This is a genomic window from Rodentibacter heidelbergensis (assembly GCF_002000125.1).
GTDB classification, from domain to species: Bacteria; Pseudomonadota; Gammaproteobacteria; order Enterobacterales; family Pasteurellaceae; genus Rodentibacter; species Rodentibacter heidelbergensis.
In genome coordinates this window covers 69,058-84,722 of sequence record NZ_MLHH01000008.1, presented here as the reverse complement: position 1 = coordinate 84,722, position 15,665 = coordinate 69,058, and the positions used below count along the sequence as shown (strand labels likewise).

The 15,665-nt window shown below is 41.8% G+C and carries 16 protein-coding genes; 6 read left to right on the top strand and 10 right to left on the bottom strand.

Annotation, left to right across the window (positions count from 1 at the left end):
* Positions 1 to 14: 14 nt before the first annotated feature.
* The 7 genes from plsX to dprA form a co-directional block, all read right to left on the bottom strand.
* Complete coding sequence (gene plsX / locus BKK48_RS03810) at positions 15 to 1,031, bottom strand: phosphate acyltransferase PlsX (protein WP_077426845.1); 1,017 nt, start codon at positions 1,029 to 1,031, stop codon at positions 15 to 17.
* Between the two features lie 21 nt (positions 1,032 to 1,052).
* Positions 1,053 to 1,223 (bottom strand): 50S ribosomal protein L32, encoded by a 171-nt coding sequence (rpmF, locus tag BKK48_RS03805; protein WP_005544470.1) that lies wholly within the window; start codon positions 1,221 to 1,223, stop codon positions 1,053 to 1,055.
* Between the two features lie 22 nt (positions 1,224 to 1,245).
* Positions 1,246 to 1,770 (bottom strand): 23S rRNA accumulation protein YceD, encoded by a 525-nt coding sequence (gene yceD, locus BKK48_RS03800; RefSeq protein WP_077418435.1) that lies wholly within the window; start codon positions 1,768 to 1,770, stop codon positions 1,246 to 1,248.
* Positions 1,771 to 2,020: 250 nt separating this feature from the next.
* Entirely contained in the window at positions 2,021 to 2,986 is a 966-nt protein-coding gene (gene pfkA, locus BKK48_RS03795) for a 6-phosphofructokinase (protein ID WP_077426844.1), read from the bottom strand.
* A 111-nt stretch (positions 2,987 to 3,097) separates the two neighbouring features.
* Positions 3,098 to 3,679, bottom strand: a complete 582-nt coding sequence (locus BKK48_RS03790) for a hypothetical protein (protein WP_077426843.1) — start codon at positions 3,677 to 3,679, stop codon at positions 3,098 to 3,100.
* The gene (gene yaaA, locus BKK48_RS03785; RefSeq protein WP_077426842.1) at positions 3,672 to 4,448 is read right to left on the bottom strand and encodes a peroxide stress protein YaaA; all 777 of its coding nucleotides are present in this window, start codon (positions 4,446 to 4,448) and stop codon (positions 3,672 to 3,674) included. Before yaaA ends, BKK48_RS03790 begins: the two co-directional genes overlap by 8 nt.
* 40 nt (positions 4,449 to 4,488) lie before the next feature.
* Positions 4,489 to 5,607, bottom strand: coding sequence for a DNA-processing protein DprA (gene dprA, locus BKK48_RS03780; RefSeq protein ID WP_077426841.1), 1,119 nt, complete (start codon positions 5,605 to 5,607; stop codon positions 4,489 to 4,491).
* Positions 5,608 to 6,142: 535 nt separating this feature from the next.
* Between dprA and leuA the strand changes: the two genes are divergently transcribed.
* The 6 genes from leuA to sodC all read left to right on the top strand — a co-directional run bounded on the left by leuA (position 6,143) and on the right by sodC (position 13,749).
* Positions 6,143 to 7,690, top strand: a complete 1,548-nt coding sequence (gene leuA / locus BKK48_RS03775) for a 2-isopropylmalate synthase (RefSeq protein WP_077426840.1) — start codon at positions 6,143 to 6,145, stop codon at positions 7,688 to 7,690.
* 395 nt (positions 7,691 to 8,085) lie between these two features.
* Entirely contained in the window at positions 8,086 to 9,162 is a 1,077-nt protein-coding gene (leuB, locus tag BKK48_RS03770) for a 3-isopropylmalate dehydrogenase (protein WP_077426839.1), read from the top strand.
* 134 nt (positions 9,163 to 9,296) lie between these two features.
* Positions 9,297 to 10,706, top strand: coding sequence for a 3-isopropylmalate dehydratase large subunit (gene leuC, locus BKK48_RS03765; protein WP_077426838.1), 1,410 nt, complete (start codon positions 9,297 to 9,299; stop codon positions 10,704 to 10,706).
* Positions 10,707 to 10,719: 13 nt separating this feature from the next.
* Complete coding sequence (leuD, locus tag BKK48_RS03760) at positions 10,720 to 11,322, top strand: 3-isopropylmalate dehydratase small subunit (RefSeq protein ID WP_077426837.1); 603 nt, start codon at positions 10,720 to 10,722, stop codon at positions 11,320 to 11,322.
* A gap of 137 nt (positions 11,323 to 11,459) precedes the next feature.
* Positions 11,460 to 13,118: a sulfatase-like hydrolase/transferase gene (locus BKK48_RS03755; RefSeq protein ID WP_077426836.1), complete on the top strand. Its 1,659-nt coding sequence runs from the start codon at positions 11,460 to 11,462 to the stop codon at positions 13,116 to 13,118.
* 85 nt (positions 13,119 to 13,203) lie between these two features.
* Positions 13,204 to 13,749 (top strand): superoxide dismutase family protein, encoded by a 546-nt coding sequence (gene sodC, locus BKK48_RS03750; RefSeq protein ID WP_077426835.1) that lies wholly within the window; start codon positions 13,204 to 13,206, stop codon positions 13,747 to 13,749.
* 75 nt (positions 13,750 to 13,824) lie between these two features.
* Here sodC and BKK48_RS03745 read toward each other — a convergent pair whose 3' ends face one another.
* The 3 genes from BKK48_RS03745 to BKK48_RS03735 are packed head-to-tail and all read right to left on the bottom strand — an operon-like array spanning position 13,825 to position 15,563.
* Positions 13,825 to 14,118 carry a heavy-metal-associated domain-containing protein gene (locus tag BKK48_RS03745; RefSeq protein ID WP_077426834.1) on the bottom strand — a complete coding sequence of 98 codons (294 nt, stop codon included), beginning with the start codon at positions 14,116 to 14,118 and terminating at the stop codon, positions 13,825 to 13,827.
* A 7-nt stretch (positions 14,119 to 14,125) separates the two neighbouring features.
* Positions 14,126 to 14,479, bottom strand: a complete 354-nt coding sequence (locus tag BKK48_RS03740; RefSeq protein WP_077426833.1) for a mercuric transporter MerT family protein — start codon at positions 14,477 to 14,479, stop codon at positions 14,126 to 14,128.
* A complete protein-coding gene (locus BKK48_RS03735; protein ID WP_077426832.1) occupies positions 14,451 to 15,563 on the bottom strand; it encodes a transglutaminase-like domain-containing protein in 1,113 nt (370 codons plus the stop codon). The genes BKK48_RS03740 and BKK48_RS03735 overlap by 29 nt, the downstream gene beginning before the upstream one ends.
* Positions 15,564 to 15,665 lie beyond the last annotated feature (102 nt).

The following is a 15,665-nucleotide window of genomic DNA, read 5'->3' as shown; positions in this document are numbered from 1 at the left end:
AATAAGTTAAGTCATTAATAACGGGCCAAACCCGCCAAAATTTTTTCAGGAAGTTTCTGACGGGCTTGGAAAGCGGCATCAGCAATAGCCTGAGCAAAGGCATTCACATTTGCACTACCGTGGCTTTTGACAACCACTGCGGTTAATCCAATTAGCGAAGCCCCATTATATTCATCGGGATTAATACGTTTTAAACGTTGATAACGGGTTTTAAATAAATAACGCATTCCCCAAAAAACAGGTTTTAAACAATAATGTTTAGACTGTCCTTTAAATAAAGATAAAACATTTTTGGCCGCCCCTTCTAGGGTTTTTAAGGCAATATTACCGGAAAAACCATCACTGACGATCACATCAGCTTTACCGTTTAATAATAAATCCCCTTCAATAAACCCGATATAATTCAGTGCAGTCGATTTTTCTAACAAATGGGCGGCATCACGAATAAATTGATGCCCTTTAATTTCTTCCACACCAATATTTAATAATCCGATTCGGGGATAAACTAAATTAAGGCGATGCTCGGCAAAAATGCTCCCCATTATAGCAAATTGATAAAGATTTTCCGCACTACATTCAAGGTTTGCCCCCAAATCCAACATCACCGATTTTTCACCGTCAATAGTGGGGATCATCGAAATCAAAGCCGGCCTGGCAATGCCTTTTAGGGGTTGCAATAAAATCTTTGACAGCCCCATTAACGCCCCGGTATTCCCTGCACTGACACAACCTTGAGCAATCCCTTGTTGAACCGCCTCAAGCGCTAAACGCATCGAGGTGTTTTTACTATGGCGAAGTGCATAGGAAATGCCTTGATGGTTATCAATTGTTCGAGTGCAATGATGAACTTGAATACGCGCTAAACTGGCTTGCGGGATATTTTCAAGAAAAGGGGAAATTTGCTGGCTATCACCAAACAAGATTAAAGAAAGCATTGGATCTTTTTCCAACGCTAAAAGTGATGCGGGGAGAGTAATACGGGGACCAATGTCCCCGCCCATCACATCTAACGCTAAGGTTAGACGGTTCAAGTGAATACCTATAAGTAAAAATTACTTATTAATCACTTTACGACCACGATAGTAACCATCAGCGGTTACATGATGGCGTAAGTGAGTTTCACCACTTGCTTTATCCACAGATACGGCAGCAGTAGTTAATGCATCATGTGAACGACGCATATCACGACGTGAACGAGATTTTTTATTTTGTTGAACAGCCATTGGCTATACTCCTAAATTTAATTTACTTTTGTTTTAAATTAGCTAATACAGCGAACGGGTTCGGTTTTTTTGCCAATTCTTCCGGCAATTCGCCAAAAACCTGTTCCTGCGCGGACACTTCACAGTGTTCAGATGAATGCTTTGGTACCAGTGGTAAAGTTAAAATTAACTCATCTTCCACCACACCAAGTAAATCTATTTCGCCAAATTCATTAAATTCAATCGGCTCATAAATTTCCGGCAATACATCAGCCTGATCCCAATTAGCCACTGGGCTGTAAAGAAAATCACATTCCAGTGTCTGTTTGAACGGTTTACCACAACGCTGACATTCTAACTCGACATCAACTCGGGCTTTTCCCTTCATCACCACTAATTTTTGTGGATCAATATAAAACGATAATGTTACCTGTGCATCGCTAAGCACATTTACCACGGATTCCGCTAACCGCACTAACTGATTAATCGCATAACAACCTTCATAATCAACACGTTGTTGTGCGCTTTTAACAGGATCAATGGTGAGGGGTAGTTTTACCTTTTGCATAGGGCGTGAATATTACCCCTTGTAAAGAAAATAGTCAAAGGGAAATCACACTTTTACACAATAAAAAAACAAGCAAATTTTAGATAAAATTAACTTTTACAAGAATTCCCTTTTTATTTTTACTAAAATCGGGAAATTGTTCGTAGCAGAACAATGCTACGCTCAAACTCAAAAGGATATCAGCCCGAAGATTATGCTCTCACGATCATGAAAAATGCGGCTGAAAGCAACCGCACTTTCTATTGGTTAATTATTCTAAGCGTTTTGCCACTTCTAACCAATCTGCTTTAAATTCACGGCGCATATTATTAATGGCGTCAATAATGTCATGATGAACAAGGTGTTCATTTTGGATGCCGACACAATACCCGCCTTTGCCTTGAAGCAGAATATCCACCGCATAAACGCCCATGCGTGAAGCCAAAATACGGTCAAATGCACAAGGTGAACCACCACGTTGAATATGACCCAATACTGTCGCACGGGTTTCATGTCCTACTCGTGCTTCGATTTCTTTTGCAAGCGAATGAACATCAGTAATCAATTCAGTGATCGCAATGATCGCATGGCGTTTTCCCCGAATAATACTGCGTTCGATTTGTTGCACTAACTCTTCACGATCAAATTCCATTTCAGAGGCAACAATATATTCACAACCGCCGGCAATGCCCGCAGAAATAGTTAAATCACTACAATGGCGTCCCATAATCTCTACAATAGAAATGCGTTGGTGGGAACTTGAGGTATCCCGTAAACGGTCGATAGCATCCACCGCTGTTTGTAATGCGGTTTGATAACCAATGGTATAATCCGTGCCCGCTACATCATTATCAATAGTGCCGGGAATCCCCACACAAGGGAAACCATGTTCTTCCGTTAAAAGTTTGGCGCCCATATAAGAACCGTCTCCCCCGATTACTACGAGGGCATCAATACCGTGTGAACGTAAAATTTCCGCACATTTTGCCCGTACGTTCGGATCTTTAAACTCAGGAAAACGTGCAGAACCTAAAAATGTTCCGCCACGGTTAATCACATCGGACACACTATAACGGTTTAATTGCTTGATTTTATTGTTATATAAGCCTTGATAACCATCATAGATACCAAACACTTCTAAACCTTCTGCTAATGCCGCACGCACAACACCACGAATTGCGGCGTTCATACCCGGTGCATCGCCACCACTGGTTAATACTGCAATTTTTTTAATCATATACGACCTACCTAACGTTAAATAAGAAATGCTGTTAAGGTTACACGATTCAGCCTAATGGCTCTAGAAAAAATTTAAGAAATTTCTTCACCTTTTGATCTAGATAAATTTTTATTTCGAATTTTGACAATGCCACTGCCAAGGCATTTTATCAATCTGTTTCATTTCCTTTGCAATGAGGTATTTTTGCAAGTGCCGTAACATTTTTTCCTCACTTAAATGTCGGCTTTTTTTCACTTTTTGGGAATACTGAAACTGCACAAAACCACATTTGGCGATCTCTTCCCCCCTCATCATATTGACCTGCCAATAGGGATCTTTTTCTGTTGGTCGGTAAATCACATAGCCTTTTAATCCGTCATCTCGATTGGTTTTGCTACTTTTCATCGGGGTTAATTTAAACAACGCTACCTCTGTGTTGCGATAGACCCGCTCACGCAAGCCAATCCGCTCTTTAATGTCACGATGTTGTGCATTGCGATCTAACAGCAACTCAATTTGTGACTGCCATTTTTCTAAGCTATCCGGTTGACTGACATACACATAACGAGCCACAGAGCCTAAATCTTGCCCGGCTGCCTTATGATAGTGTTTGTTTTGGTATTGAATCTGCTCAGGGATATCCAGTTGTGAGGTTTGACTGGCACAAGCAGAAAGGAAAAGTGCGGTTAAAATAACAACAATTTTATTCATCGTGATCTCGCTTAAATACCCATTCTTTTTCAGTAGAAGCAGCCTCATCAAACCAATAGCCGCCCAAATCGAAATCTTTTAATTGTCCAGCTTGGGTTAAACGCTGTTGAATCATATAACGGCACATCAACCCTCGGGCTTTTTTAGCATAAAAACTCACCACTTTATATTGACCGTTTTTGTTATCTAAAAAGATTGGTTTAATAATGTTGGCGTGAAGTCCGCTTTCTTTTACCGATTTATAATATTCATCGGAAGCAAGATTAATCAACACATTATCGCCTTGTTCATCAAGGGCTTGTTGGAGTGATTGGGTAATCACATTTCCCCAAAATGCGTAAAGATCCTTACCTTTCTTATTGGCTAATTTTGTGCCCATCTCTAAACGATAAGGTTGCATTAAATCCAGAGGTTGAAGTAAACCGTATAAACCGGAAAGCATACGCAAATGCGATTGGGCAAATAAAATATCCTCATCAGATAAGGTATCGACATCTAAACCGGTATAAACATCACCTTTAAAGGCAAAAATGGCAGCGCGTGAATTCTGTTCGTTGTGTTCTTTTGTCCACTCGGTAAAACGTGCCGCATTAAGTCCTGCCAGCTTATCGCTGATAGACATTAAAGAGGCAATTTCTTGTGGGGAAAATTGGCGACAAATATCAATTAACTGTGCGCTATAGTCAGTTAAGTGCGGTTGAAAAACAGGCAGTTTTCTGACCGCACTTTCAAAATCTAGGGTTTTCGCAGGGGAAATAATCGCTAACATAGGCTCTCCTCAATAGAATGTGCGCTATTTTAGCATATTTCTATACTCGTTTATAAAGCCCATTTTCGTTCAAAATCAAATCTTGCAATTCTAAGTCCAGAAGTTGGACCAATAGCACATCCACCGGCAAACCAAATTCCTGTGCAAGATCATCAAGACTCACCGGGGTGTAACCAATTCTCGCATAAAGTTTGGGGTGACTTGGCGCTTCAACCACTCTGCGGGGATCAGGCGGTGGGGTGTAATTTGCCGTTTCCACTTGGTTAAAATCAATTTCAGTTTGACTATGAATAGAATGTTGATAAAGCGTTTCAAGAATATCTTTCACATTTTCAACAAGCACCCCACCTTGCTTAATCAGTTGATGACATCCTCGACTAAAATCACTCAAGACATTTCCCGGCAAAGCAAACACTTCCCGATTTTGCTCCAAGGCATAACGTGCCGTGATTAATGATCCGCTTTTTTCTGTGGCTTCGATCACCAATGTGCCGACCGAAAGCCCGCTAATAATCCGATTACGGCGGGGAAAATGAGCGGCAATCGGTGGTTGGTTTGGCATAAATTCGGACACCAACGCACCATTATTTTCAATAATCTGCTCCGCCAAGACACGATGTTTTGCCGGATAAATCTCATTTAATCCACTGCCCAATACCGCAATAGTTTGCCCACCAATTTCCACCACCGCACGATGGCAATGCCCGTCAATGCCTAAAGCCAAACCGCTTGTTACCGTAAAACCGGCAAGGGAGAGTTCTGTGGCAAAATATTTCGCCCAGCGTTCGCCATAAGTGGTGCAATATCGGCTTCCAACAATGGCCATTTGTCGCTGTGAAATCGCCGTCACATTGCCTTTCACAAATAATAAAGGTGGAAAACTTGAAATTTGTTTCAATAAATAAGGGTAAAACGGTGAAAAATAATTCACTAAATGATTTCCCTCTTTCTCCGCCCAAGCCAGCGCTAAATCCATAAATTTATTTTCAGGTTTAAACCAACGGCGAATTTGAATAGCACTCCAACCCATTTGACGAAAAGCCGCTTCATCATATTGCAATAATTCTTTTAACGTAACATTCGATAAGATTTTCTCAATTGCCACACCGCCTAATTTAGGCACTTGCATTAATCGGAGTAAGGTTTCATTGACATTCATTGTGTTTATTTATCTCTTCTCAATCAATGCATTAAGGCTATGTAAAAAGCGAATAATTGACGAGCATTTCTAATCACTTTTGTGAAACAGCTCGTAAAAATCATATAAAACAACGATTTTTTACCTACCTTAGAAATAAAGAAAAGATAGAGGAAAAAACAGTACGAAATCATTTATTTGGAATATTTATCTAACAAACTTATATTTAAAAGATGAAATCACTAAATCAACATTCCACATATTCAAGATGATAAGATAAAACGCTAAAAAAAGCATTTGACAGCGTTTGATTTATTCGTAACATAGCAAGGGTTTTACAACGAATTTTTATAGGATTTTTATGTTTTCTTCTGTTTTTTTATCCCTCAACCTGCTGCTCTCACATGTTTTGTGCGGCTAAGTTGTGGATGAAAAACAGTTCAATGTAAATCCTCTTCATTCAACCAACCCGCACTTCAAAAAGTTGCGGGTTTTTGTTTAAAAAATTTTGCAAAAAACAACCGCACTTTTGGCGTGATTTTAGAAGGATATGGCTATGACAGATCGCATCATTATTTTTGATACTACGCTACGAGACGGCGAACAAGCATTAAAAGCAAGTTTGACCGTGAAAGAAAAATTACAAATTGCCTTGGCGTTGGAACGCTTAGGGGTGGATGTGATGGAAGTGGGCTTTCCGGTTTCTTCTCAAGGAGATTTTGAATCGGTAAAAACCATTGCTCAACACATTAAACATTCACGGGTTGCCGCGTTATCCCGTGCCGTTGATAAAGATATTGATGCTGCCTACGAAGCCTTAAAAGTAGCGGAAGCATTTCGTATTCATACGTTCATCGCCAGTTCCGCTTTGCATGTAGAAGCAAAATTAAAACGTACTTTTGATGATGTGGTAGAAATGGCCGTTGCGGCGGTAAAACGTGCCCGTAACTACACCGATGATGTGGAATTTTCCTGCGAAGATGCCGGCCGTACCGGTATTGATAATATTTGTCGTATTGTCGAAGCAGCAATCAATGCCGGGGCGACCACTGTCAATATCCCTGATACCGTAGGTTATTGCTTGCCAACAGAATACGGCAATATTATTGCGCAAGTGCGTAACCGAGTACCGAATATCGACAAAGCGGTCATTTCCGTGCATTGCCATAATGATTTAGGCATGGCAACCGCCAATTCCTTAACGGCAGTACAAAATGGGGCACGTCAAATTGAATGTACGATTAATGGTATCGGCGAACGTGCCGGTAACACCGCCCTTGAAGAAGTGGTGATGGCGATTAAAACCCGTCAAGAATTGTTTGGTGTGGATACCCGTATTAACACGCAAGAAATCCACCGTGTCAGCCAAATGGTGAGCCAGCTTTGCAATATGCCAATTCAACCGAATAAAGCCATTGTGGGTTCTAACGCTTTCGCCCATTCTTCCGGTATTCATCAAGACGGGATGTTAAAAAATAAAAATACCTACGAAATTATGTCGCCGGAAACCATTGGTTTGAAAAAAGAAAAACTAAACCTCACTGCCCGCTCCGGCCGTGCCGCAGTGAAAGGCCATATGGCAGATATGGGTTATACCGAGCAAGACTACGATTTGGATAAATTGTACGATGCGTTTTTGAAATTAGCCGATAAAAAAGGACAGGTGTTTGATTACGATTTGGAAGCCTTAGCCTTTATCGATATGCAACAAGGCGATGAAGATCGTTTGGTATTGGATAAACTGTCTGCGCACTCGACCAAAGAATACCCTGCCACCGCCTTTGTTCAACTACAATTAGACGGAGAAAAATTAAGCACCTCCTCTATCGGAGGAAACGGCCCGGTCGATGCCGTCTATAATGCGATTTTGACCTTAACAGGCTTAGACATCAAAATGTCCCACTACCACCTCACCGCTAAAGGCGAAGGCGCAGAAGCCCTAGGCCAAGTAGATATTGTGGTGGAACACGAAGGCAGAAAATTCCACGGTGTGGGATTAGCCACAGATATTGTGGAATCCTCCGCATTGGCGTTGGTGCATGCGATTAATGCGATTTATCGAGCGCATAAAGTGGCGGATATTAAGGGAAATAAACCTCATTAAAAAACATTCCCCTCTTTCGTAAAGAGGGGTTAGGGGAGATTTAGCAGAAATAATATCAACCCCATAGGTTAATTTAACATCTAAAAATCTCCCCCTGCCCCTCTTTAAAAAAGAGGGGAGAAAATGCGGAAAATCAACCGCACTTTTAAAATAACGCTCCGATAAATTCGGGGCCCCATATAAATTGCCTTTGCGACTTTCAATTTTTAGGCAATTTTCGTCTGTTTGAGCCGCTTGCGGCGAGTTCAGAAAATTGCCGTCAAGAAAATTGAAACCAAGCAAAGATCAGCAATTTAACTGGGGTGTGTTTCTTTTGCCTACTTTGCTTTGCACAAGCAAAGAAAAGTAGGTCGCCCATTGGGCGAAATTCAATACATAAAAATAGGAAAATCCAAATGAAATCATACAACATCGCCGTCCTCCCCGGTGACGGCATTGGTCCGGAAGTGATGGCTGAAGCCATTAAAGTCCTCAATAAAATTCAAGAGAAATTCAATGTTAAATTCAACTTTAATGAATTTTATGTGGGGGGAGCAGCAATTGATCACTATGGCAACCCATTACCGGAGGAAACCTTAAAAGGTTGTGAAACTGCAGATGCCATTTTATTCGGTTCTGTAGGCGGCCCGAAATGGACGCATTTACCACCGGATCAGCAACCGGAACGTGGTGCACTTTTGCCTTTACGCAAACATTTCAAATTATTCTGCAACCTTCGTCCGGCAACCCTTTACAAAGGGTTAGAAAAATTCTGCCCATTGCGTGCCGATATTGCAGCAAAAGGCTTTGATATGGTGGTGGTGCGTGAGCTCACTGGGGGAATTTATTTCGGTCAACCAAAAGGCCGTGAAGGCGAAGGAGCACAAACCAAAGCATTTGATACCGAGGTGTATTACAAATACGAAATCGAACGCATTGCCCGTGCAGCTTTTGAGGCAGCCATGAAACGCCGTAAACATATTACCTCAGTGGATAAAGCCAATGTGTTGCAATCCTCTATTTTATGGCGTGAAACCGTGGCAGAGGTCGCTAAAGATTATCCTGACGTTACCGTTGAAAATATGTATATCGACAATGCGACCATGCAATTAATCAAAGCCCCGGAATCTTTTGATGTGTTGCTCTGCTCTAATATTTTCGGCGATATTATTTCCGATGAAGCGGCGATGATTACAGGCTCAATGGGCATGTTACCTTCCGCTAGTTTGAATGAACAAGGATTTGGCTTATACGAGCCAGCCGGGGGATCTGCACCGGATATTGCAGGAAAAGGTATTGCCAATCCGATTGCACAAATTTTATCGGCGGCGATGATGTTACGTTACAGTTTCAATTTGAATGAAGCGGCAGATGCCATTGAAAATGCCGTGCAGAAAGTCTTGGCGAGCGGTCATCGCACCGGTGATTTAGCCGATGACTCAGCACCAGTTTCTACGGCAGAAATGGGTACATTAATTACCAACGCAATTTAACCCTAGGGGAAAGGCTATGTTATGCAGGTTAATCATTTAAACTGGCATGAATAACTTGTCACTCCCTAAAAGTGCGGTCAAAAATTTCATCTTTTTTCACCGCACTTTCCCCCTAAAAAAACAGGAAAAAAATTATGGCAAAAACACTCTATCAGAAATTATTTGATGCTCACATTGTTTACGAAGCGGAAGGCGAAACCCCAATTTTGTATATTAACCGTCATTTAATCCACGAAGTGACTTCACCACAAGCCTTTGACGGATTGCGTGTAGCCGGCCGCCAAGTGCGTCAAGTGGGAAAAACCTTCGGTACAATGGATCACAGTATCTCCACGCAAGTGCGTGATGTGAATAAATTAGAAGGTCAGGCAAAAATTCAGGTGTTAGAACTTGAAAAAAATACCAAAGCCACCGGTATTCAATTGTTCGATATGAAAACCAAAGAACAGGGCATTGTGCATGTTATGGGACCGGAACAAGGTTTAACCCTACCGGGGATGACCATTGTTTGTGGAGATTCCCACACTGCCACCCATGGTGCATTCGGTGCTTTGGCATTTGGTATCGGCACTTCCGAAGTGGAACATGTTTTAGCCACCCAAACCTTAAAACAGGCACGGGCGAAAAGCATGAAAATTGAAGTGCGTGGTAAGGTTGCACCGGGTATTACCGCAAAAGATATTATCCTTGCTATCATCGGTAAAACCACGATGGCAGGCGGCACAGGGCATGTGGTGGAATTTTGCGGTGAAGCCATTCGTGATCTTTCGATGGAAGGGCGAATGACTGTTTGCAATATGGCAATCGAAATGGGAGCAAAAGCCGGTTTAATCGCCCCAGATGAAACCACCTTTGCCTATTTAAAAGGTCGCCCTCATGCACCAAAAGGGAAAGATTGGGACGATGCGGTGGAATACTGGAAAACCCTAAAATCCGATGATGATGCAGAATTTGATACGGTTATCACTTTGGAAGCCAAAGACATTGCCCCACAAGTGACTTGGGGAACCAACCCGGGTCAGGTGATTGGTATCAATCAGTTAGTGCCTAATCCTGCTGATATGGACGATCCCGTCACCCGAGCCTCCGCCGAAAAAGCCTTGCAATACATTGGCTTAGAAGCCAATACCGATCTCAAAGAAATTAGCGTCGATCAAGTATTTATCGGCTCTTGTACCAATGCCCGTATTGAAGATTTGCGTGCTGCCGCTGCCGTCATGAAAGGACGTAAAAAAGCCGACAACGTGAAACGTATTCTCGTGGTGCCGGGTTCAGGGCTAGTCAAAGAACAAGCGGAAAAAGAAGGATTAGATAAAATCTTTATCGAAGCGGGCGCAGAATGGCGTAACCCGGGCTGCTCTATGTGTTTAGGTATGAATGATGACCGCTTAGGGGAATGGGAACGTTGCGCCTCCACCAGCAACCGAAACTTTGAAGGTCGCCAAGGTCGTAACGGACGAACTCACCTCGTCAGCCCGGCAATGGCGGCAGCGGCCGGTATGTTCGGTAAATTTGTTGATATTCGTGATGTGGCATTAAATTAAAGAGGAAAATAAAATGGCAGGATTTAAACAACTTTCAGGCTTAGTCGTACCGCTAGACGCGGCAAATGTGGACACTGACGCCATCATTCCAAAACAATTTTTACAAGCCATTACACGAGTAGGCTTTGGCAAACATTTATTCCACGAATGGCGTTATTTAGATGTGGAAGGCACACAACCGAACCCGGAATTTGTGCTAAATTTTCCACAATATCAAGGGGCAACCATTTTACTTGCCCGCAAAAATTTAGGTTGTGGCTCTTCCCGTGAACACGCCCCTTGGGCGCTTGCCGATTACGGTTTTAAAGTGATGATCGCCCCAAGTTTTGCAGATATTTTCTACAATAACAGCCTAAACAATCATATGTTGCCAATTCGTTTGAGCGAGCAAGAAGTGGAAGAAATTTTCCAATGGGTGTGGGCCAATGAAGGCAAGCCCATTCATGTGGATTTAGAAGCGATGACCGTAACAGTAGGCGAAAAAGTCTATCACTTTGAATTAGACGAATTCCGCCGCCATTGCTTATTAAACGGTTTAGATAATATCGGTCTTACCCTTCAACACGAAAACAAAATCGCAGAATACGAGAAAAACATTCCGGCATTTTTGCGTTAATACATTCAAGTGCGGTGAAATTTTCGGTATTTTTTACCGCACTTTCTTGAAATCCCCTGATAGCGTTTGACAGCTTTTCCCCTTCCCCCTATTATCTCGCAGATAACGTTACACCCATAATGACAAGGAATAATGCAATGATTGCTTACACCTTTTTATCTTTATTTACCCTTGCGGCAATAATTTTTATCATCAATTCCCATTACCGATGGACCTATCTCTTTGCCATTTCGTTATTTGTTTTCTTTTTTGGTGGAATGTTTGCCCTCACTGGGCAATGGCAACGTGCGCTTAATTTCGCCTCCGTCCTCTTTGTTGCGTTGATGCTATTCCACCGCTTAAAAATCCATTATTACAAACAACCTCTTCTTATTTCCGATTTTTTTCTTGTGGTCGATTGGCGAAACTGGGAAACCCTCATGCACTATAAAGGGGCATTAGTCGGCGTGATAGGCTTGCTCGGCTTACTTGGCTATGCGATTTTCGGCTGGTCAGATGTCGAATCCTTAAGTCTATTCGGCCATCTTTTCGGGGGGATATTATTTCTCGGCAGCTTTGCTTTAATGTGGCATTATTCTAAAAACCCTCAAGCTTTGCAGGTTTGGTTAGATTCTCTCCCTGATGACGGACGTGATGTCTTTTTAAATTTACCGATGTCTTGCCGAGGAATATTCTTTAAAGTGCCACAATTCTCAGGTGAAGGTGAAAATTTTACGAAAAAAATGACCGCACTTTATACCGAACAAACAGAACAAGCGCCCACCACCAAACCGGATATTGTAGTGGCTTTATTAGAATCCACCCTCAATCCACACCAATTTGCTTTCACCCAACAAAATATTCCCCCTTTATCGATGTTTGAACAGCAAGATGACACGGTATTTATCTCGCCATTACGGGTGCATACTTTTGCGGGGGCTACTTGGCGATCGGAGTTTAGTTTTCTTGCCGGCGTGCCTTGTACAGATTTTGGCGCATTAGCCAGTGGCGTGTTCTATTCTGTTGTGCCACATCTACAATCAAGTTTTGTTAAAAATTTACGGGCACAAGGTTATTTTTGTGTCGCACTTTCGCCTTTCACCAAAGGTAACTACAACGCAAAATCCGCTTACGATCATTTTGGTTTTGATTTAATGTTACAACCGCAAGATTTAGGCTACCCTGCTCCTTTGAGTAAAAATTTGTGGACGATCAGCAGTGAAGAAATGATGACATACACCAGAATGATTTTAGAAAAACAACATCCTTCACTCGAAAAAATTAATCAACCTCTGTTTGTCTATGTGTTAACCATGCGTGAACACGGCCCTTATCGTTTGGATATGGAAAATCACTACAATCTTGCGATGCAAAATCTCAGTGATAAAAGTATTTCCGCCCTCAATGATTACACCCAACGTATTGTTGCCCTCAATGACGCTATTGAGAAAATGGATGATTACTTACACCAACGCAATAAGCCCTTTGTTTTTGGTTATTTTGGCGATCATCAAGTGGCCTTTGATAACGCCATTCCTGCCAAAAAAGGCGATTTACCTTTGCCGGATTACATTACCCAATTTGTGGTGAGAACAAATATTGATAGCGCCTTTAAACAAGAACAGGATTTTCTCGATCTTGCCTTTGCCGGCGGGGTATTACTGGATGTAGCAGGGCTAGCGGCACAAGATGATTTTATGAAAGCAAATAAAGCGATGCGTCATTTAAGCAAGGGAAAATTAGAAGACAGTGCCGATAGCCAATTGGTCAATGATTATCGCCACTATCTCTACCAACAGTTAAAAATTACACAATAATGTTAAATTGTTGCAAAAACTTGTCGAATTATTATCCAATCTTTTATTATAATGAGAATGAGTTTTCAACAATAAGGAGCTTATTATGAATCTAAAAACTCTCTTGGCATTAACCTTAACGGCGGTATGCACATCGGCTGTGGCCCATGCCCAAACGACCGATAAATCGATTGAAGTGAAAGTTCAACAGCTTGATCCGGTAAAAGGAAATAAAGAAGTGGGGACTGTTACCATCACCGAATCGGCTTATGGTTTAGTCTTCACCCCAAATTTACAAGGCTTAACAGAAGGCTTACATGGTTTCCATCTTCACCAAAACCCTAGCTGTGAACCAAAAGAAAAAGACGGCAAACTCACCGCAGGTCTCGCCGCCGGGGGGCACTGGGATCCAAAAGAAGCCAAACAACACGGTTATCCATGGCAAGATGATGCCCATTTAGGGGATTTACCGGCATTAACCGTATTACATGACGGCACTGCAACCAATCCGGTGTTAGCCCCACGCATTAAACATTTAGATGAAGTGCGTGGACGTTCCATTATGATTCACGCCGGTGGGGATAACCATTCCGATCACCCTGCTCCACTTGGCGGTGGCGGTGCTCGTATGGCATGTGGTGTGATTAAATAAATGAATTTTTAGAAACACAAGAGCGGTCAAAATTCTCGGTATTTTGACCGCTCTTTTTATTTAGATTTCAGTAAGTTAGTTCACCACTTCCGCCGTATAATTCAACTTATGAATGGCGTTAATCAGCTGTTCATCCGTCACTTTGGGATCTTCTCGCACTGTTACCGTTCTATCCTTAATTGAGGCTTTTGTGGAAATCACGCCATCAATATCCCGTAATTCTTTATTCACCAAATAAGCACAAAGTTGGCAAGTCATTTCCTTCACTTTCAAAACAACCTGTTTTTCAGCCTTTATTGCTGCCTCTTCCGCTTGGGTAGGGAATATGGCACATAATGAAAGTAAAAGTGCGGTCAATAATTTCTTCATTTTTTCCTCATTCTAAAATCCACGGAAGAATCGTCGGATAAGTTAAAAAAAACAACATAACAATGAAAACGATCCAATAAAGTAAGATAAGTTTTCTGCGTGAAATATATTTTGTACAAATGATTTTATTGGAAAACATCAGTAACCAAAAACCATAGGCAAAAGCACAAAGTGAAACTAAAATCATCGGAACACGCAAATAATCGTATTCCCCCAACCCGATAAGCCAAGTGGATGACACGCCGAACACAAGATAAATTAAAGGGGCAATGCAGCATAACGTGGATGCCACCGTGGCACTCAATGCGGTGGCAATGGCAACCCAAAAAGAGTTATTTGCGTTTTTTAGAGACATAGTCATATTTAAAGGCTTTTGGATCAAAGAAATTGAGCGGATCGCCACCGATTTCTGCATAGGGATAACCGAAATTATTAATCGGTGCGAGTTCCGGCTGCGGATATAAATCAAAATCACGAGCGTGGTTAAATCCTACCCAATTCGCCTCCCAATTGCCGAATAAATATTTTGCGACAGCTTGGGTATCTTTATCTTCTACCGATTTGTTCTCTGCTAAACGCATTTTGGCGACATCCGCAGAATCGACCGGAACCCAACCAAAACCGGCAAGATAGAACTCTGCACGACAATGTTGAGCGCCACTAACATTGGCTAATCCATATTCATCTGCACTGCCAAACGCCCCTTTAGAATATTGCCCCATTTTCTCCGCTGCCCCTAAACGAATACCAAAAATTTCACGGGCAGGAATATCTACTGCTCGGGAAAGGGCAACAAAAACGGAATTAATGTCTGTGCATTTGCCTTTTAGCACACCCGTGGTGAGGATTTTTTCCACATCACCGTCACCACAACCTAATACGGAATTATCACGCTCCATATTTTTGACAATCCATTGATGAATCAACTCAGCCTTTTTCAATGGGTTACGCTCTGTCCCAACAATTTTATCGGCAAACTGTTTCACAATACCATCGGTTTTAATATGTTGGGTTGGTTTTAAATATTCCTGCACATCCACAGAATAACGAATTTCTTTGGGCGGTTGATAATGTTCTAATGCTCCTGTGACCATAGGTTCACGATCTTTGGTTTCAATCAGCATTGTGATTTTTAAGTCACGTTTTTGTGCTGCTTTATCCCAAGTCGCAAACAACGTTTTCGCTCCATATTGATTATTTTCTGTCACATAAGCCTCAAGATAATTTCCTTCAAAATGGAGGGATTTCACTTGTTGATAATCACTGTTAAAAGGCAGTGGTACCCATAAATTGGTTTGCCCTTGCGAGCCTTTTGGTGCAATCAAATCATAGGTTTGGGTAAATTCATACAAATGGGAATCAGTATTGTAATTTGGGAGGTTAACATTGGCATAAGTAAATGCGCTACACGCAGAAACCATTGCCACGACAATGCGTTTTTTCATGGAAAGATCCTCTAGTTAATAACAGTTAAAACTTAACACATTAGATAAACTAATATGGACAGAAAATATGCTAACGGATCTCCTCATCGTCCGTCAATGTTC

Excerpts from the sequence above, each read along its gene's own strand:
- yaaA (WP_077426842.1), bottom strand. The coding sequence starts at position 4,448 with ATGTTAGCGATTATTTCCCCTGCGAAAACCCTAGATTTTGAAAGTGCG.
- BKK48_RS03755 (WP_077426836.1), top strand. The coding sequence starts at position 11,460 with ATGATTGCTTACACCTTTTTATCTTTATTTACCCTTGCGGCAATAATT.
- leuC (WP_077426838.1), top strand. The coding sequence starts at position 9,297 with ATGGCAAAAACACTCTATCAGAAATTATTTGATGCTCACATTGTTTAC.
- pfkA (WP_077426844.1), bottom strand. The coding sequence starts at position 2,986 with ATGATTAAAAAAATTGCAGTATTAACCAGTGGTGGCGATGCACCGGGT.
- sodC (WP_077426835.1), top strand. The coding sequence starts at position 13,204 with ATGAATCTAAAAACTCTCTTGGCATTAACCTTAACGGCGGTATGCACA.
- BKK48_RS03790 (WP_077426843.1), bottom strand. The coding sequence starts at position 3,679 with ATGAATAAAATTGTTGTTATTTTAACCGCACTTTTCCTTTCTGCTTGT.
- BKK48_RS03740 (WP_077426833.1), bottom strand. The coding sequence starts at position 14,479 with ATGACTATGTCTCTAAAAAACGCAAATAACTCTTTTTGGGTTGCCATT.
- yceD (WP_077418435.1), bottom strand. The coding sequence starts at position 1,770 with ATGCAAAAGGTAAAACTACCCCTCACCATTGATCCTGTTAAAAGCGCA.
- leuB (WP_077426839.1), top strand. The coding sequence starts at position 8,086 with ATGAAATCATACAACATCGCCGTCCTCCCCGGTGACGGCATTGGTCCG.
- BKK48_RS03735 (WP_077426832.1), bottom strand. The coding sequence starts at position 15,563 with ATGAAAAAACGCATTGTCGTGGCAATGGTTTCTGCGTGTAGCGCATTT.
- rpmF (WP_005544470.1), bottom strand. The coding sequence starts at position 1,223 with ATGGCTGTTCAACAAAATAAAAAATCTCGTTCACGTCGTGATATGCGT.
- dprA (WP_077426841.1), bottom strand. The coding sequence starts at position 5,607 with ATGAATGTCAATGAAACCTTACTCCGATTAATGCAAGTGCCTAAATTA.
- leuA (WP_077426840.1), top strand. The coding sequence starts at position 6,143 with ATGACAGATCGCATCATTATTTTTGATACTACGCTACGAGACGGCGAA.
- leuD (WP_077426837.1), top strand. The coding sequence starts at position 10,720 with ATGGCAGGATTTAAACAACTTTCAGGCTTAGTCGTACCGCTAGACGCG.
- BKK48_RS03745 (WP_077426834.1), bottom strand. The coding sequence starts at position 14,118 with ATGAAGAAATTATTGACCGCACTTTTACTTTCATTATGTGCCATATTC.